A 20,756-nucleotide genomic window follows, 5' to 3' on the forward strand; every position below is an offset into this window, starting at 1 on the left:
GAGGGAACTAGATTTGTTTTCCCCCCTTTATAAGGGGGGATTAAGGGGGGTAAAAATGTGATAAAAATCACAGCCAAACCCTTTTAAAACAACCTCTAAGCTGCAAAGCACAGTAAAAAGGAGAACAAGAATATTGTTCCCCTATGAATGCTCTATATTCCATGCCATTGAAAGCGGCTATAAGTTTTTAGCTTTTAGCGATCGCCAAATTTCAAATAACTGCAAATCAGTTTTCATCTCGCCCGTGAACTTGAGCGGGTGGACTGGTTGCTTCAACAGCAGTAAATGGTTCTAGAATTTTATAGGTGTGGCTAGCTCCTTTTGGTACTATCCAAGAACTCCCAGGTTCTAGTAAAATCGTTTGCCCTTCAATATGTAATTCAGCACGACCATTGATTACATAACCAACAGTTTCATATTCGCGTGCTGCTGGCTCTTTAGATTCGTTCGGTTGTTCATTTTCCCACAGACGCATGGAAATATTTTTGCCAGATGCAAGATATTTTTGACCAAGTTGGCCTTTTGGAGAATGACTAGAGTCTACTTTGCTAACAGTTGTATCAGACATATTTTTTGCCTCTTTATAGTTTTAACTTTGGTCATGGGGAATGGAACATTAAGCATTGATTACTATCCTCTGCTCCTCTGCTCCCCTGCCCCCCATTAAGGTTTGAGTACAACTTTGATGCAGTTATCTTTCTTCTCCTTAAAAATTTCGTAGCCGTGGGGCGCTTGTTCTAGAGGTAAGCTGTGAGTGATGATAAATGTTGGATCGATATCACCGTTTTGGATGTGTTCTAGCAAAGGTTTTAGATACTTGTGGACGTGTGTTTGTCCCATTTTCAAGGTTAGACCCTTGTTCATCGCAGCACCCATCGGCACTTTATCTACAAAGCCACCATATACACCCGGAATTGATACGTGACCACCTTTGCGACAAGACACAATTACTTGTCGTAATGCCGTCGGACGGTCTGTTTCTAGACGTACTGCTTGCTTTACCTGATCGTACATCGCCATAAAATCTGTGCCATGTGCTTCCATTCCCACTGCATCAATGCAAGAATCGGGGCCACGACCACCAGTCATTTCTTTGAGTGCTTCGCCTACATCCACTTCTTCGTAGTTGAGAACTTCAGCTTTGCCGTATTCTTTAGCCATTTGCAGACGTTCGGGAACGCGGTCAAAGGCAATTACCCGTTCTGCACCTAGCATATATGCGCTTCTAATGGCGAATTGTCCGACTGGGCCACAACCCCAAACGGCGACAATATCACCGGGTTGGATGTTGCAGTTCTCAGCTGCCATATAGCCTGTGGGGAAAATGTCTGTTAAAAATAGTACTTGCTCATCCGTTAAACCATCGGGTATTTTGAACAAGCCGACATCGGCAAAGGGCACTCGTGCATACTCTGCTTGACCACCAGCGTAACCGCCAAATAAATGAGAGTAGCCAAATAGACCTGATGGCGAATAGCCCATTTGCTTTTCTACTAACCAACCATTGGGGTTAGAGTTATCGCACAACGACCATAAATCCCGATTGCAGAAAAAGCAGTTACCGCAGGAGATGGTGAAGGGAACAACGACGCGATCGCCTATATTCACATTTTTAACTGCACTTCCAAGTTCTACAACTTCCCCCATGAATTCATGGCCAAGGATGTCACCCTTTTCCATTGAAGGGATGTAGCCATTGTAAATATGCAAATCAGAGCCACAAATTGCTGTGGAAGTAATTTTAATAATGGCATCACGCGGGTTAAGAATTGTGGGGTCAGGAACCGTTTCTACCCGCACATCATTTGCTCCATGCCAGCAAACTGCTTTCATAATTATTTAGTCCCTAGTTATAATCTCTGGCGCATTCATATCAAGATAAATACTAAATTTAACTTGATTTTGAGACGCGATAACTATCGCGTCTCAGTAACCGCTAAAAAGTTATTCAACAATATATGAGTCAACAATCTCGACCCAAAATTTGTTAACCGTCTAGCTGCTACCTCTCAGTTAGTTGCTAGAAGGAGTGCGATAATAACCTTCTCTAGTTTTACTTAATGATGAAGTTTCATCTCCGGTTCTGTTTGTAGTAGGATCAAAAAACTCTTTTGTTGCTTCAGGAGGTTTTTCATCCAAGTTTAACTTTTCGCGGATATTATCAACAGTGCTTTTGATTGGGTTTTGTGATTTTTGGGTATTATTGATTTGGGTATCGTTTCTAATTTCACCTTGCTCATTTGGTGTTCCTTTGTAATAAGTACCCTCTGGAGTTTTAACGTCAGCCAGTGCTATGTTAGTGTAGCTAAAAGCCTGACCCAGTAAGAACATAAATCCGACGAGAAAAACTACAACGATTTGGGAAATGCGAATATTTCGCAGCCATGAAATTACTCGATTCATAAAAAACCTCAATTGCATTATGTTGGGTGTACAATTCAAAAGACTGAATGACTATTCACCATTCAGGTTCAAGAATAACTTTGATATAGTTATCCTTTTTTTGTTGAAAAATGTGATGGTGTTCTATACCAACAGCATCGATGCAAGCATCGGGGCCATAACCACCAGTTATCTGTTTCAACACTTCGCCAGCATTAACTTCTTCGTAAGTTAATCACTTTTGCTTTGGCAAACTTTTTCGCCATTTTCAGGCGTTTGGCAAAGCGATCGCTATTAATCGCTTTTGCGGCGCTAATCATCGCAACTAACTACTTGCGTCCAGTTGCTTGACCTTCGGTGGTGGCAATTTCGCCTGCTTCCATTAGCATTTTGAAGCGGCGTAATTCATCACCAATTTGCTGTTCTGGTTCTTCACCAAAAAGTTTAGCTAGGGTGGCTGTCAACGCTCCACCTGGTGGGTTATACTCCAAAACAACCTTGACTTCCGTGCCGCGATCGCCTGGTGCTTTTTTGAAGCGGACAAAACCAGAGTTATCAATGTCTGCACCTTCTACAGAAGCCCAAGAAATAAATTCATTTTCCCGGTCTTCGAGAATATCTGCATCCCATTCCACGCTGTTATCCAAGGGCGCATTGGCAATCCAATGAGAACGTTTTTCGTTATGCACTTTGACAGATTTGAGATGCTTCATAAATGTAGGCAGATTCTCAAAATTGTGCCAAAAGCGATATAATTCTTCTGCCGATTTATTGATAGTTACCGTTTTTTCAACTTTGATGGGTTGGTTTATCCCGATTGCTTCCTGTGCTTTCTGGATTGTGCTTTGCTTGGTTGCACCTTGATAAATCAAACCGCCACCTGCTAAAGCCGTTAGCGCTCCCCGCAATGAACCTTGCTTTAAACCCATCAGTACCATTGCACCGCCACCGATAAGGGATGCCCAACGCTCTACTTCACTAGCTTCCGGCTGGTTTGTACTTGATTTATCGCCTGATGTTGAAGTCACTTTTTATATCTCCATTACTGTAAATTAACCATAGAGGCGCAAATACCCTCTTCTTTCTATCTGTGTGTTATTTGCGCCTCTTCGGTAGCCGTCTATCAAAAAACCTTACAACCCTACATTGATACAGCAGCCCCTGTAGTCGGCTTAGGAGGCTGAATCTGAGCGCCTAGCCGCGCCCAATATAGTTCTACCAATCGCTGTTCGTATTTCAATAAATTCTGGTAAATTTCTTTGAAAATAGCAGTTGCTACTGGGTCGGTGAACATTGCAGACAAATTGCCAATATCGCCGATACCAGTTTGCACATCACCTAAAGCAGAACGTAACTGATATATATCATCACTTCCAGTTAAGGCAGTTTTCACCTTGGCATACTGATTGGCAATATTTGCCCCTAAAGAGGGTTTTTCGCTCAATAACTGAAGATAGGTTTCCAGTTTTTGAATGTGGCGCTGTTTATTAGTAATTATTTCTTGAAAGACGGAGTTAACTTCGTTATCTGATTCCTTTTGCAAGTAGTTTTCAAATGCTTCTAGCGAATAACGTTCACCAGCAAGGGCATTATTTAAACCTTTGGTGATCTCACCTTTAGTTGAGCCACCCCAAGCATCAGCCAGCTTCCACCATTCAGCACTTGTGTCTTTTTCATTTGGCAATGCAGCATCTTTGCCACCATAACCCAAACGGCTCAAAATAGCTGTGGTGAAAATTGCCAAGTCTCCAGGTTCACGAGATGTAATTAAATTCCCATCAACTACTACCGACTCATCTAAATAATTTGCGCCAGCGTTAATCATGTCCTTGGCAATAGCAACAAAACCAGTGGCTTGTTTACCTTTGAGCAAGTCGCCTTCAATCAAAACTTGTGGCCCGTGACAAACAGCAGCAACTAATTTCCCTTGTTGTATAGCTTCTTGGACAAAACGCACTGTGTTGATGTTCCGCCGCATTTGATCGGGAGCCATGCCGCCTGGAATCACCACTGCATCGAATTCGGCTGCGATCGCTTCCGTTGTGGTACCGTCAGCTTGTATGCTCAGTTTGCCGCGTTTACCCTTATATTTTTCATTCATTCGGGAACCAAGGACTACTACCTCAATTCCTGCTTGTTTGAATCCATTATAAGGAACTGTAAATTCTGCATCCTCTACAGCTTGTTCAATGAGGATAGCAACTTTTTTCTTACCGGAGTGATTGTTATGTTCAGTCATAGATGATATTATCTTCTCTTTAATTAGCTACAAACAACAATACAATAAATATTTATCGATTAAAGACAGTTAAAGAGCCAGATTTTCTCCTAAATAAATAATTCTGAATTACTGATTTTTATCTGTATTTGCAACTCAAAATTATTTAAATTTTTTATTGTTTAGCATTTAGTTAATTAGAAAATTTAATCCTAAATTGAAATGCTAAACTTATAAAACTTATTTATTTTTGATTCCCTCTTTTTTCAAACAGAAAATAGCTATGAGTTATCAGTTCGCTCATGAGTCATTTCGGTTGAATAACTTCTAACTCATAACTTCCAACTACAAGTTCATTAGACCATGAATTCATAGCTACAATCTTATGGCGCGATCGCTAGTTTAGCGTCGTACCCAGGGGATAGATTATTTTATAAGTTATACACCTCTAGTTAGACAAATTTGTAACAGGAAAACGTTATTGTGAGAATGCAGAAAAGGGCTAGTATCATGGCAGAAAAAAATCATAATGACAAAATTAAAACTAATGATTTGCCACAAGAGATTACCGAATCCTACGGTACTGGTGTGAAAGACTTGCCAGGATACAATATTGGCGGACGCTCAATAAAAGCAGAAAGAGACGAGTACACAGAAACTAGTCCTGAACTGACTGGTGGGGATGTTGATGCTTACTGGCAAGATGCCGATGCAGTTGGAGATGAAGCTGTTGGTGGTAGTACTTCCACTCCTGATCAAAATGTAACTGAGGACTTAGAAGCAGCAGTGGGGCTAGAAATGGCTGATTCTGAGTTTCTGCATACCAACGATATTTTAGAGGATCGTGATGGCGATCGCTGGGAGTTAGATCCAAAGTCTTCTGAAGATTATCAAGACCGAGGAGAATAATTACCAATTACACGAAGCAACCAAATTAGCGACTATCTCCACTAGTTCTTCTGGAGCAATCGGTTTAGATACATGAGTGTCAAAGCCAGCTTCTAAAGCCCGAATCCGAGCCTCACTATCAGCAAAGGCTGTTAAAGCAATAGCCGGGACTCGTCCAACATTATTTGGTTTAAGGGCACGGAATTTGGAGATAAAAGTGTAGCCATCCTCCCCAGGCAACCCGATATCACTAATTAAAACATCGGGTTGCAATTCGGACAATACATTACGTGCATCTGCTGCTGATATCACTGCTATAACTGTTGCTCCATCCATTTCCAAGACAGTAGTGATAAAAAACCGAGTATCATCATCATCCTCAACTACCAAGATATCTAAACCAGTAAGAGTTCCAGAAGTTTGCATAATAAATGACATTTTATTTATCCTTCCTTGCTATATTCGTAATTAGTAATTAAAAGAGTAGAGAGCAAGCAGGGATTACAACTACGAATTACGTTAGCGACTCCGCAAGCGTCATTATCAATTACGAATTATTATGACTTTTACACCCATTAGAGCTTATTTGAGAGCAAATTTTGGATTTACAAAAGTAGATTGATGCGATTGGAATATTGATGAGATACCAAAGCAGGCTTTTTTAACAAGAAATAATTTAACACCATAATTTCAAACATATAGCTTGATGGTCACTACTGCTTTATCTATTTTCCTACTGGAAGACCACTTCGCACAAATGAAATTCAAGCGTCAGGAGAAAGTCTTCAATTATCTCGATTTTCAGCAGAATTCAGAGTTCAGGAGTCAGTTTGGATGACGAAAGCTAGGCTTGGGAACCTGATGAGTATTCACTCCGATATGAATGCTTCTAAAACACAGTATTTTTGATTTGATTATTTGCAATTGTCAAGATGAATCTGACTCGCTAGGATGACATTAGAAATTTATAGCATTTGAGTATGACCAAGCAAGACACTCCACTTACGGGAGACGCACTGATTAAAGAAGTCTGTCGGCGGATTCGAGTAGCCCGCAGCTATTGGGATGCTCACAACAATGCAGCTTGTCGGGGCGAACGCGATCGCGCCTTAGCCCTTTACAACACCCTGACTAAAGAACAAAAAGACCAGATTCCGCAAGTGTTGCGGGTGTGGTTGCGTTACCGGAGTGAGAAATATTTTGGCGCCCATAGAACGCCGCCAAAGTCAGCACGAAAATCATAAATATATCTAATGCTATAGTTACCCACCTGAAGACCAGCGTATAGGCAAAAGTGTGCCCACGCTGAAAACCACAGCTAACCCACCCATACCAAACATTCCCCAAGGTACTAAACCTTCCAGCGGATTCACCACACGCGCAGTACTTATGGGTTGTTTCGGATTGTAACGTATCACCACCATCTGGCCTTTGCTGGAGCGGTAAGACTCATAATTGCCTGTAAAGCGAGTGCGTTTACCGTTAGCTAGAAACTCGATAACTGGCGCATAGGTTTCTTTTTGCTCATTGTTGTTCGTACTGCTGCGATCGCGACGACTGATGCTGTCTACCACCGTATCACGTGTTTCGTTTAGCGTTGCACCTTCGTGGGCGATTATGTTACGTACCCAAAAACCTCCCCCAATGAACAGCAATCCAATAGCCAGCCCAATACTTGCGCTTAGTTTCTCGTCAAAAGTGTTTTGGTGAGGTTTGAAATTCATAGGTTTGGCGATCGCACAACAATAAATTTCATCACAGCATCTCGACTACAGCTTACATTTGAAACATTTCTATTTGGCACTACTAACCTTATAACTGCGTCAACTATCTTGCAGCTAAATTACTGCATCAGTTTTCTGATGGAGTAATTTAACGTTTTTATAGTATTAAATATAACTAATTAACCTCATTTAGTAAGTAGAAGTAATGACAACTCAGTTTTGGGAAAAAAGCAGAGAAATTAATGCAACTCTAATTAACTTACTATTTAAGCCTGTACACAGACGAGTACTAGTAGGTCTAAGCAAGCTACACGTAGCGAGTCAAGAGACATCACCGTGGCCTTTGAAAAAACGTCTGCTGCCATTATTATGTCTGATATCATTCTTGCTGGTATTGCTACTCAACAGCTTTGCCCCTACCGTTGCCCAACTACCTCCTCAACCTCGCCAGGAAATTCGGGGAGTATGGCTAAGTGGTAACGATTTTAGCGTTTTCAGAAATCGTTCACAGGTGCAAGCAGCCATGAGCCAACTGCGGCAGTTAAACTTTAATACCGTTTATCCCGTAGTTTGGAATGATGGTTATACACAATACCCTAGTGCCATCATGGAAAAAAAGGGGATACCTTTTTTCTTCAAGGGAGTAGATGGACAAGATGTAATTGCAGACATTATCACTCAAGCCCGCAGCCAAGGGTTACTAGCAATACCCTGGTTTGAATTTGGTTTTATGGTTCCTCTAACTTCGGAACTTGCATCGCAGCATCCAGATTGGTTAACACAAAAAGGGGATGGGACTCAAACTTCAATTAGTGCTGCGGGTGAAGTAGCGTGGTTGAATCCCTTTCACCCGGAAGTGCAAAATTTTATCAGGGAACTTGTCGTGGAAGTTATCGCTAAATACGATGCTGATGGCGTTCAATTTGACGACCACATGAGTTTACCTGTGGATTTTGGTTACGATAAGTACACGATAAATTTATATACTCAAGAAACTGGGAATCCTCCACCACCCAACCCCCAAGCCCAAGCATGGATAAAATGGCGGGCAGATAAAATTACTGCCTTCATGGTAGACCTTTACCAAACAGTGAAAGCCAGAAAACCGAATGCCATTTTTTCAGTTGCTCCTAATTACTATAATTTCGCCTATAAAATGCAACTGCAAGATTGGCTCAACTGGGTACGGTTGGGTATTGTCGATGAGTTGGTGATGCAGGTGTACCGTAATGATTTGGAAAGTTTTATCGCTCAAATTACCCGCCCAGAAATTTTAGAAACCCAACAAATCATCCCAACTGGTATCGGGATTATGGCGGGGTTACGAAATCGCCCAGTTGCCATCCCACAAATCAAATCCCAGGTAGAAGCAGCCCAACAACGCGGTTTAGGTATCGGCTTTTTCTACTACGAAAGCCTTTGGGATATTGCCCCTGAACCAGCAGCGCAACGCCAGTCGGCATTTGCGGCTCTTTTCCCAAATTCCGCGTTGCGCGATATCTCGCAAAATACACCCCGCAAGTCAACTTTTAACACCGTAAGCTTACCTTTATATCCAAAACCTTCTGTTGGGCAACGTGTTCGCGGTTATTTTTTGGAAGTTGCGATCGCAAATGGTCAACCAAAACGTATTTTATTAGATACAGGGTCAGCAGGGCTAAGAGTTCCCAAAGAGTTTTTAGGTAATTCTCCGATCCAAAGAACAGGTCAAAATATCAAGGAGGTATTAAGTGATGGTACTATCCTGCAAGGAGAATTAGTTTACACTAATGTCCGATTTGGTTTGATTCCCACCGCCGAACCTGTTCCTGTACAGATTGTTACTAGTCGCCAATGTACTGCCCAAAAACCTAAATGTTCAGCAAATAATGGTGTACCATTTTCGGGAATTGTCGGTGTTAACTATTTTGAAAAATCACTTCCCTATAACCCGTTGAGAAAATTATCAGGAAATCTGAGTAACGGATTTATTGTCGTTGGTAATGGTGGTAGTAACAAAAATGGCAGCCTAATTCTCGGTTTAACTGCCGAGAATCAAGCAGGTTTCAAAATGGCTTCTTGGAGTCAACAACCCGAAATTAATGGTGTACCTGGTAAAAGATGGGACTCTCGACTAAGTAAAGTTTGTTTAACTCTTGCTGGGAGTTCTGCAAAAAATTTGTGTAATAGCAGAGCGATCGCTGATACTGGAACTATTAATGGTTTGACTGAATTCAAGTCAGCTTCTACAGCAGGTAAACTCAAACCCGGAGTATTAGGATCAGCAAATGCTGTGAAAGTAGGAATTAATGGCATTTTTGATTACAGTTTGACACCAGGAACCCGTGACGGATTTAATCGCTGGAATTTGAGTATCTCGCCACAAACAGAACTGACTATATTTGTAAATCCTGGAATCGCCTTGTTTGATAAATACGATGTACTCTTTGACCAAGTTAATGGTAAACAGGGTTTTCGCAGTCGGCGGTAAGAAGAAAGTAAAGACTTGCTTACTCAGATAGCGTTTATAGCGGTTCTCAATTGTGTGAAATACAGACCTAATTTTAGGATAGAGGTTTGGAGAGAGGTCAAAATGTATTGCTTCCATTCGAGAAGCGCTATAGTTCAATACGCTTGGGTTAAGCATTTTTTTCTCTTCTCTCTGTTTCCTCTGCGCCTCTGCGGTTCGTTAAACATTTGACTTTGATAAAGAGTTTTAGCCTTAACTGAACCGTATTGCGCTATAGTTAACCCAAAATTTACGCAAACAATGGTCAAACCCTGATGTAGAGACGCGATTTATCGCGTCTTGAAAGACCAATTATTGACACCAATAACCCTTAACCCAAACGTAAAGGCTTTTAGCCCAATAAAAGTCAATCACTAGGTAGAACGTTGAAATACTACTGAAAGATTATTTGCTGGCATTTGGTAAATCTGTTGCAAGATCAGATTTTGTTCCCTAGCTACTGCTACAACATCATCCAAGTTACGCACACCCCACTCTGGGTTTTCAGTGCGTAAATATTCGTCAAAAGCTGCATTACTCGCAGATGTATGTTCTCCACCTTGTTTGAAAGGACCATACAAATAGAGGATACCTCCTGCTTTTAGGATACGACCTGCCCCTGCCATCAACCCCAGACAGGCTGACCAAGGTGAAATGTGAATCATATTAATGTTGACAATGGCGACAATTGGCTTCGTATTCAGCCCATCAAATCCACCATTTTCCACAGCCCAAACTGGTTCTTTTGCATCTAGTTCAAGCGGTGCATAAACGTTATCACATACATTGTGTTCAGTCCATGAAATAATGCTGGCTCTTGATTGTGGATTTACATCGGTTGGCAGCCACAGATAATCTCTGAGCCTGGATGCAAAAAAGACTGCGTGTTCACCAGTACCACTTGCTATTTCTAAAATAGTGCCACTCTCCGGTAACACTTGTAAAAGTACTTCTAGAATTGGTTCGCGGTTACGCTCTGTTGCTGGTGCGTATTTTCGTGCGTCTTGTGGTGTCATCTGGATCGTTATATTTATAATTAATGTGAACAAATATCAAACGAAGAACTCTACTTAATCTTGATAAAATATTTGCACAAGTTTGAACAAGTCACTTTTTGCAGACTCACCATCATACAACCATTTTATTAAATCATCAGGCGATAACCAAAAACTTTCAATAAAATAATTTTTATTGTACTCTGGGCTACAATCTGATTTGATTTCATAAAGTTAAACTCTTCTTTAAGTTCACGTTGTAGAGCATCTTCATAGGTTTCTCCGGTTTCAACATAACCCCCCATACTCACATCAAGACAAAGGGGAAAGATACTTTTGTGTGCAGAACGACGAGATATCCACAGTTGACCTAATGAATTAATAACAAAAGCATTGACAACTCTAAAATTGCATAGTCTTTGGCGATATATTTCCGAACGTTTGTTCTGCCCAATAACGTAATCATTTTCATCTACAATGTCGAGTATTTCATCATCTTGTATCATCATTTAATCTCTCTGAAATTTGAATTAACTGATTAAAATATACGCCAATATTAACAACTGTACGCAATCTGAAATGTTGGAGTGAATTCAATACTTCTCGCTTTGTGAATTTGTGATTCCGAATCGGGTTTTGAGAAAATGGAAAAGGGGAAGAGTTAAAGGTTTTTTCTTTCCCTTTTCCCTTCCCCTTTTCCCCTTAACTGAGAACTATTAGGAGTGCATTGCTTTGGAGTGGAATGCCCAACAAAGTCAAATCGAACGGTCGCCAGGAGACGAAGATAAATAACTTTCGACTACAATCTTTAGTTTGCTTTTAGCCAGAGGCTTTCATGAATTTGGCTCTCTAGCTCAAGAAAAATTTTCCACAGATTGGATCTTGTTTGAGGGATTGAATAAAATCTCTCAAAGTCATCATGCTGCCTGTTAACGTGAACTTAGGAGTACCATTTTGAGCAACGATTCTCACCTCACTGTCTTGGATTTGAATCTTATTTTTAATAATATCCCATAGAGCATCGAAGCTCTCATCATCCTTACAACCATTCGCTTCCAGGAATTTTTGGCGTACTTCTGTTTTTAGTGCCAGTGCTTCTGCTGCTTGAGTACGCGCCTCAAAGTGCTTAACTACATCTTCATAGGCACTTTCTCTGAGAGTTTTGTTTTCAGCCAAAACTTGTTCTAACTGAGTTTTAATGGCTTTCAGTTGGGATGCTAAAGCAGCTGATTTTTGATATTCAACTTTTAAGGCTTGCTTTGCATTGGCTAACAAGGTTTTATAATCTAGCTGATCTTGATTTTTTTCGGATTGCATTTTCATCTCTCGACCAACACATTTTCGGCGATCAACTCTCGTCAGTTATATAACAAAACTGGCGAGAGCTTGGTAAATATTGTCTGTGTTATCTGAGCGTCAGCTATTTTACCAATAATGGTGATTCAGAGTGAGGATTCTCCTGAATACTACTCAAACTAGAACTAATGTGGGAGCGGATAGCTCGTTCATAAACACTAGTTTGCTGAGTGCGTACACCTACAGCCTGATATATTAAGTTAACTTCTGGGAACTCAGACCAATACATCAAAAAAATGTCTTTAGCTGGAGTAATAATTTCATAATTATTCTCTTGTCTTTTCTTTCTAAGTTTACAATTATTTAGTTGTAATTTTTGTCTGAATAGTTTTTCAAATTCTGGAATTAAATCTGAAGTAGTTTTCATGGTTAATACACGTTAAAACGTGCTAATTATGCAAAGACTATCTGGTGATATTACTAAGTATGACACTTCAGATACCTCTTACAATATAGTGTATCAGTTATCGGGTATTTGAGAAGGGTATTCAGAGGCAGGGTCGCTCCTTGGTGTACTCTCTCATAGAGAAGTAAGCTGTGCGATCGCTGCAACCTTTTAATCAAAACTGTTGTGGTACAAATATACTATTTACTAACTTATACTTACCAAAAGTTTGCCTGCTTGTAATGTTACGTCAGTATAGCTAGTACAGCCGGAAGTTTGCCTAGCTCTAACCAGTTGCTCAAAACAACTTGTCTGCCTATTGTCTGCTGAATTGAGATGGTAGCTGGATTTACGCTAAGTTGTACTAGTTAGTAGAAACACCCTGTATAATTACACCACTAAATCATTTTTGGAGTAAAACTTTGCGAGGTATTGACTACTCAATACTGTTGGGTTCAGGGAAGAGACGCGATGAATCGCCGTCTCTACAATCTACCTAAATGCTACAGCCTGGGACTTCAAGACCCTCTGCAAAACTGATTAATTCCAAGTATTCTGGATTTTCCACCAGCTTTTTAGCAGCTAGCAATCCCGCAATGCTCCAAGTTTGATAAATTCGGGCTTCTTTGCCAATTAAACGACCATTGTTGCCATCGTAATATTCCGGGAATTTATCTCTAAATAAACGCCTTTCGGCAATAGCGATCGCTGCTTGAGCAAGTTCTGTTCGACCGGCTTTGAGTGCCGCACCAGTAAATAACCACAGCAAAACCGGCCAGTTACCGCCGTTGTGATAAGACCAAGCCCTGTTTTTAGAGTCACATCCTGTCACAATTCTCCACTCTAAACCTTCCATTGCGGGAAAGCAAATTTTAACAGGCATATAGCCGATTAAGTCTTGCCAACGTTGGGCGAATAAATTCATAATGCTTTGAGATTCTTTTTCGCTTGCTAAGGAAGTTAAGATCGCCATCAAATTTCCCAGAGCAAAAAAGCGAAAATCTATCCGTCCCGGCCCCAAATTTCCCGCTAAATATCCTCCAGTTTCGGGCAACCACTCGGTCAACCAACTAGGAATTGATTCTGAGTTGATGTTGAATTTATTAACAATTTCTTTACCAAATTCGTTATCTTTGTAACGATAGATTTCCCCCAATCGCTTCAGGTCAAGCCAATAATAGTTGCGGATATGATATTTCAAAGATCCCAATCGCCTATTGACTTTGCCGAGGTAAGCATCGCCATCCCCATCTGGTAACAGCAATTCACCAGCAGCCCTCAAAGACGCGTAGAATAACACCTGAATTTCTAAAGGATGTTCGTAAACTCCCATACGACGGTCAATCATAAACGCGCCATCGGGAACTAACATTGTTGGGTACATGGAAAACCGATGTACTAAGCAAAGATCCAAAATTAGTTTGATGCCGGCTTGAAAATCTGGCTGACGCGCTAGTGACAAATCGCCTGTAGTTTTTTCATAAGCGCGTAGCAAGAGAATCCACCACATACAAGAATCAATCGGGGGAACACGAGCGATCGCTAGTTCACCAAAATCAGCGACCAAAAATTCCTCATTCCCATTAGAGTGTACTTTGAAACTGGCAGGCATTAATCCCGCTCCTGGTTCAAAGCAGTCTATCTGCTTTTCATGACTTTGCAATTTCAGTGTTTCTACTAAGAAGTTACGCACAATCTCTGCTTTGCCGTGCATGAGAAACACTAAGGCAGAAGGGACAAAATCGCGGAGGAAGCACTGGTCATAATTGAGTGCATCTGCCTCCGCATCTTTGGCGGCTACAGTACCAATGGGTTTTCCCTGGTAATAAATTATCGAGTCTTCCAATAATTCCCAGGCTTCTGCTTCCATCTGACTGTTCTTATCGATCGTACTAGTCATGGGCGTTTAATTCCACTAATGGTATATATCGGCTTAATTGTGGAAAGTATGCCAGCCTAACCTCAAGCTGACCAAGATTCTCGGAAGTCAGCATATAGAGTCAATCCACCATCTACAAATAGCGTTTGTCCGGTGATGTAGGCGGCTTCATCCGAAGCTAAAAAAGCTACTGCGGCTGCCATCTCCTCAGAGGAGCCAGCACGCCTCATTGGGATGTGACTTTCCACGATCGCCTTTTTTTCAGGGTTATCTATCCAGGCTTGATTTATTGGTGTGATTGTTGCTCCGGGGGCAATGGCGTTGACACGAATACCTCGGTTGGCATATTCCAAAGCTAAGGTTTTAGTCAGGTTTTCCATCCCGCCTTTGCTAATGGAATAACTGATATACATCGGTCGCGGAATAATTTCGTGAACGCTAGAAATATTAATAATCACCCCCGAACGATTTAGAGATAGGAGGTGTTTAATAGTTTCACGGGCGCAGAGATAAGCACCCCGGAGATTGACTGCAATTACTCGGTCAAAGTCTGCTGTCGTAACTTCGTGGGATGGACTTTCTATTTGAATGCCAGCATTATTAACTAGAATATCTAAACTGCCAAATTCCTTTACTACGGTGTTGACCATCTCAATAATGTCTGATTCTTGGGAGACATCACCCTGAAGCAGTAGCGACTTCACACCACAATTTTCGATATTTCCGCAGGATTTTTGCAATGCCATCTCTTCTGTATCTGCTGCGGCATCAGGGTCTTTGCGGTAATTGATGGCGATGTTGCACCCTTCTTGAGCGAGTCTAATAGCGATCGCCTGACCGATACCTGAAGTTGCACCTGTAATTAAAGCATTCTTTCCTTTTAAGCCTATCATATTTCCTCCCTAAGCTGCCCTTATTTGAATTTGTACCTGTCAAACAATTTGGGATTTTAGATTATTTTTCGTATATCTAAATCTGGTATTGTCAACCCTCATTGGAGGTAATTTAAAGTAAAAAAATAGGTATTTGATAATTTTGAATTTCTGAAAACAATTCTCAAAAATCAGGCTACAGATTCAAGAGATAGAAACTTATACTTGAATCTGACACCTCTTAATTACGAATTGGTATTAATCCCTATCGCAAATTCGCTGGCACTTGTTCAGGGACTACCCAATAATAAATAGTTTTGCCCTCTACATTCAGCGTCTGGTCTGGTTTCCAATCGCCCATATCGAAGGCGTGGGAAACAATGCGAGTCCCAGGTTTGAGTTCACTCAAGAGCTTGGGACGGAGTTTAGCATTGACCTCTGGCAGTAAGTAAAGTGTAACTACTGTTGCTTCACTAAAATCAGTGGTGAACAAGTCTTGTTGGACAAACTTGACGCGATCGGTTACTCCTGCCTTCTGGGCATTAGCATTAGCTTCTTGAATGCGTTCGGGGTTAATATCTATGCCGATACCGCGCGTACCAAACTTTTGTGCCGCAGTATTAACAATTCTTCCATCGCCACTACCAAGGTCGTAAAGTACATCATTTTTATTCACTTTTGCCACTTGTAACATTGCATCTACTACTGGCTGTGGTGTAGGTACATAAGGAACATCTCCAGGACGTTCTTGTACTTGAGTTGTGGGAGTTGTCGCCGATGGTGTTTCGGTTTCGGTCTGGCCTGTTAAAGTAGAAGGTTGTTGTGCCCCAGCTTCCAAATCTTGTTGTTGTGGCGTACACCCAGCAATTCCCAAGCTGGTAACACTAACGCCTGTAACTAATAAAAACAGAATTTTTTTGAAGTTCATGAATTTTCTCCTTGATTGAGTAGTTAGTAAAACAACTGATAGTCAGAAAATTTTGAATTGCTTATTGTGTGCGGTTTAGGTTGCACAATCCAAAATTGTATTAAGTCCTACCTTGACGGTAGTTATTCCAAAACAATAGGGGAATACCTGCTGCCACTACTAAAACACCTGCGATCGCTCCCACACCTGTATAAGCCAAGCTGGAATAAAGCAAGTAACCGCAGACGGCGCAAAACAGTAATGGAGTGAGAGGATAAAATGGCACACGGAAAGGGCGAACTATGTGGGGTTCGCGGATGCGCAATACCAGCAGTGATATGCCGGAAAGCAGGAAGAAGAACCAAAATATCGGGGCGGTGTAATCCACCATTGTTTCAAAGCCTTTGCGGGTAAGCGTGCCTAAAAAAATCAGTGCTAAGGCGATCGCAGCTTGCAAGAATAAGGCATAGGTAGGACTACTTGGACGCTGTTTCCAATGTCCCATAAAACCAAATAGCGAAAAATCCTGTCCCAGTGCGTAATTGGTACGCGCTCCAGTAAAGATTGTGGCGTTGGTTGCTCCCAAAGTAGCGATCGCAATCAATACACTAATAAATAAGGCTCCCGGTGCGCCCCAAAGAGAGCGCATTAAATCTGCGGCTACTGCTTCCGACTGTGCCATGTTTGCTAATCCTAGTCCCCGCAGGTAAGCCAGATTGATTAGTAGATAAATGGCGGTGATAATACCAATACTCCACATTAGCGATCGCACAATATTACGTCGTCCATCTTGAATTTCTGCGGAGATGTAAGCCGCTTCATTCCAACCGCCGTAAGAAAGCAACACAAACACCATCGCTAGTCCCCAGGTTCCCGATGATGCAGATTCTACAGGGACAGCAGAATTAGGAATGGCCGTAAGCCCAATAATTACTACCAGCAACAAACCTAGAACTTTCGCAGCACTCAGCAAGTTTTGTGTCCACTTACCCTGTTGCAAACCGACGATGTTCAAAGCAGTTAAAAGTGCGATCGCTATGGCTGCATATATAGAAGACGAAAACGTGCCTAGCCGCCATATCTGAGAAACATAATCGCCAAAAACAAATGCCAATAGAGCAATGGAACCAGTTTGAATCACTGTCATCCGCGCCCAGGCAAATAAAAAGGCGACTCCCCGCCCGAACGCACGTTTCAAATAATAGTAGACACCACCAACGTCGGGATAGACAGTGGCCAACTCTGCATAGCACAGCGCTCCTACCAGAGATACCACACCACCCATTAGCCAAAAAAGCAGTACAGCAATATTGCTACCTGCTTGACTGGCCACTAGAGCCGGAGTTTCAAAAATCCCCGCTCCGATGACAATACCGACAATTAGAGACACTGCGTCTGGTAATGTCAGGGATGGTTTAGGTGTTGCTACTTCAGTTGATGTTGTTTGATCGAGCAAATTGTAGTTTTTACGTCTACTCACATTACTTCCTTATTAGTGTTGAGTTGGGACTTTTGGCTTTGTTTTATAGTCTTTGTTCAACAGAGGAATCATCTATGTACTCCAGATTTGGGAACTCACAATTCAATAAGACCTTAAGTCACTGTTTTACCTGTACTTCTATGGTTAACAATAAATGTGATGAGAAAGTGACAGTCACCAGTGATAGAGCAAATTGCAAATTATATTCATCCGGCCACTTTAAGATTAAGCATCCTGCGTAGCTTGCCGCCGTAGCATCGCTCTAAATTCTCTTGCTAGACAACATTCTGCAAATAGGAAATCTCAATTGGTATAACATCTTCCACTAGCGAGATTTATACTCATCTAAAGTATGATTGATTTATAAGGAGTAATTGTGCTTTTTTTGATTAAAAAGCTGGTACCGCTACGCTAATTTTTATACCGCAAACGTTTCATTGATTTAAAATCGATGCTTTATTTACACCCTGCTGTACTACAGACAGCGATCGCTCCATAGTTTGAATTAAGTAGGGATGCACATTCGTGCGCTGTTAATTAATAAAATATCAGCTTTTTACCCCTAATTCTTTAGTATCTGCTACTGGGAAAAAGTAAAATATCTATTACTTCACCTACTACCAAACCCAGCACAGCTAGGACAGTTATAATCCAAAATGAATCCAGTTTATTGCAGCCAGAAAAGCGCATTTCCAAATCAGCTAATAGCGTAGTGGCTAAGGGAATAATAAAGAGTCTTAATAATATCGACCAAGTTGCTACTAAAGCAATTGATATACTTAAAAATAAGATGACAACTAAAGTTTTCGAGCCAAACTCAACTAAACGCTCGAACCAAGAAAAGCTCTTTCGTACTACAGCTATAACCATAGCAACAACAAAAGCTCCTACTAACCAAATAATATGATTAGCAGCGAGATACCATCCCAGGAGAATGTAAGCCAATAAGAGTAATACTAAAGGCATCAAAGGAATCCTGTTAAAAAATTCCATATTCATACTGCCAAGGCTTGTAAAAATACCAGATTAATCTCTTAATTCTATTCAAAAAATGCTACTACTAAAACTTGTAAATATACCAGTTTTGCTCAGGATATTTCTCTATCTATAGAGCCAATTGAAGCAGATACTCTTTTTTAACTGAGAGTTTTTTTAGTATAAGTTTGTCATCTCAACGCGTTCATTGGTGTCAACTTGACGCGAAATGGGCGGTTAGAAACCGCGTCTACAAAAACAAAACCCACCTCCGTGGGTTTCAAAACTTTGATTTGACCTTAGTCCGCGGAGGCGGACTTTGCCTGTGTAGCCGCGTTCACGCAGTGTGCCGCAGGCAATTCCATTCGCTAAGGCTTAAGTTGACACGTATGAACGCCTTGCGCCCCTACGACAGGTATGGTTCAAATACATGAAAACTGCTGTAAAGTCACTTTTACGCAGACATCAGCTCAATTGGAGTGCGAAGGGACTTATACTAGTATATTCCAGCACTCTCCCAAGCTCCCAGCGACACACCGTTTCTACCAATATTTCTTTGTCGCTGCTAAATTCAAAACATTTATTTGCTTGTATGCTTTAGCCCAACATTGAGTCTGAATCAAGTTCCCAGTGATGTTTGAGTAATTCTTGGTAAGTCGTTTCCCGAATTATCATCTGCTTATAGAGCATAAGCAAAAACTCTTGAGCTTGTTCGCGGGACATCTGCTGCACTTGGTCAGCAAAAGTTCTAAGGCTAAATTCTTGTTCTAAAGATAATGTAATGGGTTGATTCATCGCAGGGTAAATCGCCCAACTAGGCGAAAACTAAAGGGTCAATGTTGGCAATCTTGAGAAGAAGCATTCATATCTAGCTGCCGTTAGCAGTAATACACTCATCAAGCGACCTACTGAGTATTCCTTTACTTAGCGGTGTCAAACCTAAATATGAACTTCTGTTAACTAGTATAACAAAATATTTACAAAACTGAGATGATGGCATATTAATGCTTTAGGACATTCTGTGTCACTGATACCCTAAATATCCGAGTAATCATTTGTCATGAATCCTTACACTATCCTTAATCAGACCAGACTTCAGCGTGTTAGTGATGGCATGACCCGACCCCTACTAGAAAATTGCGAGACTGCCTCATATATCCTTATTTTAGTCTGGCCCCAACTTGGGGATTTTGATAGTCTCGAATATGCGTGGTGGTTACAGCGCGAAGCTAAAAAATTGTCAGATGAAAAACTCGCTATTCGTGCTGTGGGAATTGGTAATCGCGCCTCTGGAACAAGATTCTGTGAATATACAGGATTTCCACCTGAAAATTTATTTGTTGAACCTAATGGAGAACTACATCACCAACTCAAACTTTATTCAGGTCTCAATCTACCTCTGGCTGGACTTTCCCCTGCTCAGAAAGCTTGGCTAAATCTAGTGTTAATGTGTGCAGGGTTTGGAAGTCCTGGAACGCTAAGAGAAGTTTTTCGGGGATACAGGGGCGATCGTCAAGCCCCTCAACTCATTGAAGATGATGAAATTATTCAAGGTACTCCTTTACCTGCTTTTCAAGGCTCGTTTTTCCAATTAGCTGGCGGAAGTGGGTTTCAACGTCCCTTTGAATTAGCTACTCTACGGCTACGAAATATGGTGGAAGTTCTCAGCAATTGGAATACTTATGTACCTAATTCTGCCTACTTAACTCAGCGTGGTGGAACTTTTCTGTTTGATGCCAAAGGGCAGTTACTTTACGAACATCGAGATCCAGGAATTCTGGGCTTTGCTGCTAATATGAGTAAGCCTTTATCATTCTTATCCTTAATCGAAACGGATAGTTTTACTTCAACTCATTAATTGCTAATTGCTATTTCAATAATATCTAACACAACAAAAGTTTGAAGAAGAATCCAGAATTCAGGAGCGGAGCCGGAGACGCTCCGTTTCTTGTCAAGCTACTGGAGGCGGCAGCCCTTCCAGAATGGGTTCCCTGCCTAGAGGCTTGTTCCAGTCAGAGCAAGGGTTGTATCTTTTCTTAGTGCCATTCGGGTAAGGGGTAAAGGGGAAAGGGATGTAATTTCCCCAAACCCAGTAAGCTTTACCTTTTCCCGACATCTTGCAATAGTAACTTTTGCAAGATGTCTAGTTCCATCCACTGCTATGATTCGCACCTGTGATTTATCTCAAAAGACACACATGAACTGGC

21 protein-coding genes and 1 pseudogene are annotated in these 20,756 nt (G+C 41.3%); 4 read left to right on the plus strand and 18 right to left on the minus strand.

Going from position 1 to position 20,756, the window contains the following annotated elements; genetic code table 11:
• Positions 1–226: 226 nt before the first annotated feature.
• The 6 genes and pseudogenes from HWQ42_RS07055 to HWQ42_RS07080 all read right to left on the minus strand — a co-directional run bounded on the left by HWQ42_RS07055 (position 227) and on the right by HWQ42_RS07080 (position 4,621).
• Positions 227–568 carry a cupin domain-containing protein gene (locus tag HWQ42_RS07055; RefSeq protein ID WP_292810505.1) on the minus strand — a complete coding sequence of 114 codons (342 nt, stop codon included), beginning with the start codon at positions 566–568 and terminating at the stop codon, positions 227–229.
• A gap of 95 nt (positions 569–663) precedes the next feature.
• The gene (locus HWQ42_RS07060) at positions 664–1,833 is read right to left on the minus strand and encodes a zinc-dependent alcohol dehydrogenase (RefSeq protein WP_292810507.1); all 1,170 of its coding nucleotides are present in this window, start codon (positions 1,831–1,833) and stop codon (positions 664–666) included.
• A 180-nt stretch (positions 1,834–2,013) separates the two neighbouring features.
• Positions 2,014–2,403 carry a hypothetical protein gene (locus tag HWQ42_RS07065; RefSeq protein ID WP_292810509.1) on the minus strand — a complete coding sequence of 130 codons (390 nt, stop codon included), beginning with the start codon at positions 2,401–2,403 and terminating at the stop codon, positions 2,014–2,016.
• 115 nt (positions 2,404–2,518) lie between these two features.
• Positions 2,519–2,702, minus strand: a pseudogene (locus HWQ42_RS35460) (zinc-binding dehydrogenase); the annotation flags it as partial.
• Between the two features lie 9 nt (positions 2,703–2,711).
• Positions 2,712–3,410 carry an SRPBCC family protein gene (locus HWQ42_RS07075; RefSeq protein ID WP_292810514.1) on the minus strand — a complete coding sequence of 233 codons (699 nt, stop codon included), beginning with the start codon at positions 3,408–3,410 and terminating at the stop codon, positions 2,712–2,714.
• 113 nt (positions 3,411–3,523) lie between these two features.
• Positions 3,524–4,621 carry a DJ-1/PfpI/YhbO family deglycase/protease gene (locus tag HWQ42_RS07080; RefSeq protein ID WP_292810516.1) on the minus strand — a complete coding sequence of 366 codons (1,098 nt, stop codon included), beginning with the start codon at positions 4,619–4,621 and terminating at the stop codon, positions 3,524–3,526.
• A gap of 489 nt (positions 4,622–5,110) precedes the next feature.
• Here HWQ42_RS07080 and HWQ42_RS07085 point away from each other — a divergent pair, with 489 nt between their 5' ends.
• Positions 5,111–5,509, plus strand: coding sequence for a DUF6335 family protein (locus tag HWQ42_RS07085; protein WP_292736254.1), 399 nt, complete (start codon positions 5,111–5,113; stop codon positions 5,507–5,509).
• Here the strand turns inward: HWQ42_RS07085 and HWQ42_RS07090 are convergent, their stop codons facing one another.
• Positions 5,510–5,926, minus strand: coding sequence for a response regulator (locus tag HWQ42_RS07090; RefSeq protein ID WP_292810518.1), 417 nt, complete (start codon positions 5,924–5,926; stop codon positions 5,510–5,512).
• A gap of 542 nt (positions 5,927–6,468) precedes the next feature.
• On the opposite strand from HWQ42_RS07090, the gene HWQ42_RS07095 reads away from it, so the two are divergent.
• A complete protein-coding gene (locus HWQ42_RS07095; RefSeq protein WP_292810520.1) occupies positions 6,469–6,732 on the plus strand; it encodes a Precorrin-3B methylase in 264 nt (87 codons plus the stop codon).
• 18 nt (positions 6,733–6,750) lie between these two features.
• Here the strand turns inward: HWQ42_RS07095 and HWQ42_RS07100 are convergent, their stop codons facing one another.
• Positions 6,751–7,212, minus strand: coding sequence for a DUF3592 domain-containing protein (locus HWQ42_RS07100; protein ID WP_292810522.1), 462 nt, complete (start codon positions 7,210–7,212; stop codon positions 6,751–6,753).
• 205 nt (positions 7,213–7,417) lie between these two features.
• Between HWQ42_RS07100 and HWQ42_RS07105 the strand changes: the two genes are divergently transcribed.
• Entirely contained in the window at positions 7,418–9,682 is a 2,265-nt protein-coding gene (locus tag HWQ42_RS07105) for a glycoside hydrolase family 10 protein (RefSeq protein ID WP_292810524.1), read from the plus strand.
• Positions 9,683–10,074: 392 nt separating this feature from the next.
• Here HWQ42_RS07105 and HWQ42_RS07110 read toward each other — a convergent pair whose 3' ends face one another.
• From HWQ42_RS07110 to HWQ42_RS07155, 10 genes are all read right to left on the minus strand, one after another.
• Entirely contained in the window at positions 10,075–10,716 is a 642-nt protein-coding gene (locus HWQ42_RS07110) for a DUF938 domain-containing protein (protein ID WP_292810527.1), read from the minus strand.
• Between the two features lie 128 nt (positions 10,717–10,844).
• On the minus strand, positions 10,845–11,204 hold the full coding sequence (locus tag HWQ42_RS07115) for an NUDIX domain-containing protein (RefSeq protein ID WP_292810529.1): 360 nt from the start codon (positions 11,202–11,204) through the stop codon (positions 10,845–10,847).
• Between the two features lie 340 nt (positions 11,205–11,544).
• Positions 11,545–12,012: a hypothetical protein gene (locus HWQ42_RS07120; RefSeq protein WP_292736239.1), complete on the minus strand. Its 468-nt coding sequence runs from the start codon at positions 12,010–12,012 to the stop codon at positions 11,545–11,547.
• Positions 12,013–12,115: 103 nt separating this feature from the next.
• The gene (locus HWQ42_RS07125; RefSeq protein WP_292810531.1) at positions 12,116–12,418 is read right to left on the minus strand and encodes a hypothetical protein; all 303 of its coding nucleotides are present in this window, start codon (positions 12,416–12,418) and stop codon (positions 12,116–12,118) included.
• 514 nt (positions 12,419–12,932) lie between these two features.
• On the minus strand, positions 12,933–14,336 hold the full coding sequence (locus HWQ42_RS07130) for a glycoside hydrolase 100 family protein (RefSeq protein WP_292810533.1): 1,404 nt from the start codon (positions 14,334–14,336) through the stop codon (positions 12,933–12,935).
• Positions 14,337–14,398: 62 nt separating this feature from the next.
• Positions 14,399–15,208, minus strand: coding sequence for an SDR family oxidoreductase (locus HWQ42_RS07135; RefSeq protein ID WP_292810535.1), 810 nt, complete (start codon positions 15,206–15,208; stop codon positions 14,399–14,401).
• A gap of 244 nt (positions 15,209–15,452) precedes the next feature.
• Positions 15,453–16,115, minus strand: a complete 663-nt coding sequence (locus HWQ42_RS07140; protein ID WP_292810537.1) for a methyltransferase domain-containing protein — start codon at positions 16,113–16,115, stop codon at positions 15,453–15,455.
• Positions 16,116–16,215: 100 nt separating this feature from the next.
• Positions 16,216–17,574, minus strand: a complete 1,359-nt coding sequence (locus HWQ42_RS07145; RefSeq protein WP_292810539.1) for an APC family permease — start codon at positions 17,572–17,574, stop codon at positions 16,216–16,218.
• A gap of 570 nt (positions 17,575–18,144) precedes the next feature.
• On the minus strand, positions 18,145–18,573 hold the full coding sequence (locus HWQ42_RS07150) for a hypothetical protein (RefSeq protein ID WP_094350800.1): 429 nt from the start codon (positions 18,571–18,573) through the stop codon (positions 18,145–18,147).
• Between the two features lie 573 nt (positions 18,574–19,146).
• Positions 19,147–19,344, minus strand: coding sequence for an NblA/ycf18 family protein (locus HWQ42_RS07155; protein WP_292736222.1), 198 nt, complete (start codon positions 19,342–19,344; stop codon positions 19,147–19,149).
• A 265-nt stretch (positions 19,345–19,609) separates the two neighbouring features.
• On the opposite strand from HWQ42_RS07155, the gene HWQ42_RS07160 reads away from it, so the two are divergent.
• The gene (locus tag HWQ42_RS07160) at positions 19,610–20,407 is read left to right on the plus strand and encodes a peroxiredoxin-like family protein (RefSeq protein WP_292810542.1); all 798 of its coding nucleotides are present in this window, start codon (positions 19,610–19,612) and stop codon (positions 20,405–20,407) included.
• Positions 20,408–20,756 lie beyond the last annotated feature (349 nt).

It is taken from the genome of Nostoc sp. JL23 (assembly GCF_017115065.1).
GTDB classification, from domain to species: Bacteria; Cyanobacteriota; Cyanobacteriia; order Cyanobacteriales; family Nostocaceae; genus Nostoc; species Nostoc punctiforme_A.

Excerpts from the sequence above, each read along its gene's own strand:
- HWQ42_RS07060 (WP_292810507.1), bottom strand. The coding sequence starts at position 1,833 with ATGAAAGCAGTTTGCTGGCATGGAGCAAATGATGTGCGGGTAGAAACG.
- HWQ42_RS07140 (WP_292810537.1), bottom strand. The coding sequence starts at position 16,115 with ATGAACTTCAAAAAAATTCTGTTTTTATTAGTTACAGGCGTTAGTGTT.
- HWQ42_RS07105 (WP_292810524.1), top strand. The coding sequence starts at position 7,418 with ATGACAACTCAGTTTTGGGAAAAAAGCAGAGAAATTAATGCAACTCTA.
- HWQ42_RS07110 (WP_292810527.1), bottom strand. The coding sequence starts at position 10,716 with ATGACACCACAAGACGCACGAAAATACGCACCAGCAACAGAGCGTAAC.
- HWQ42_RS07080 (WP_292810516.1), bottom strand. The coding sequence starts at position 4,621 with ATGACTGAACATAACAATCACTCCGGTAAGAAAAAAGTTGCTATCCTC.
- HWQ42_RS07100 (WP_292810522.1), bottom strand. The coding sequence starts at position 7,212 with ATGAATTTCAAACCTCACCAAAACACTTTTGACGAGAAACTAAGCGCA.
- HWQ42_RS07095 (WP_292810520.1), top strand. The coding sequence starts at position 6,469 with ATGACCAAGCAAGACACTCCACTTACGGGAGACGCACTGATTAAAGAA.
- HWQ42_RS07150 (WP_094350800.1), bottom strand. The coding sequence starts at position 18,573 with ATGAATATGGAATTTTTTAACAGGATTCCTTTGATGCCTTTAGTATTA.
- HWQ42_RS07085 (WP_292736254.1), top strand. The coding sequence starts at position 5,111 with ATGGCAGAAAAAAATCATAATGACAAAATTAAAACTAATGATTTGCCA.
- HWQ42_RS07135 (WP_292810535.1), bottom strand. The coding sequence starts at position 15,208 with ATGATAGGCTTAAAAGGAAAGAATGCTTTAATTACAGGTGCAACTTCA.
- HWQ42_RS07065 (WP_292810509.1), bottom strand. The coding sequence starts at position 2,403 with ATGAATCGAGTAATTTCATGGCTGCGAAATATTCGCATTTCCCAAATC.
- HWQ42_RS07160 (WP_292810542.1), top strand. The coding sequence starts at position 19,610 with ATGAATCCTTACACTATCCTTAATCAGACCAGACTTCAGCGTGTTAGT.
- HWQ42_RS07120 (WP_292736239.1), bottom strand. The coding sequence starts at position 12,012 with ATGCAATCCGAAAAAAATCAAGATCAGCTAGATTATAAAACCTTGTTA.
- HWQ42_RS07125 (WP_292810531.1), bottom strand. The coding sequence starts at position 12,418 with ATGAAAACTACTTCAGATTTAATTCCAGAATTTGAAAAACTATTCAGA.
- HWQ42_RS07055 (WP_292810505.1), bottom strand. The coding sequence starts at position 568 with ATGTCTGATACAACTGTTAGCAAAGTAGACTCTAGTCATTCTCCAAAA.
- HWQ42_RS07155 (WP_292736222.1), bottom strand. The coding sequence starts at position 19,344 with ATGAATCAACCCATTACATTATCTTTAGAACAAGAATTTAGCCTTAGA.
- HWQ42_RS07115 (WP_292810529.1), bottom strand. The coding sequence starts at position 11,204 with ATGATGATACAAGATGATGAAATACTCGACATTGTAGATGAAAATGAT.
- HWQ42_RS07090 (WP_292810518.1), bottom strand. The coding sequence starts at position 5,926 with ATGTCATTTATTATGCAAACTTCTGGAACTCTTACTGGTTTAGATATC.
- HWQ42_RS07130 (WP_292810533.1), bottom strand. The coding sequence starts at position 14,336 with ATGACTAGTACGATCGATAAGAACAGTCAGATGGAAGCAGAAGCCTGG.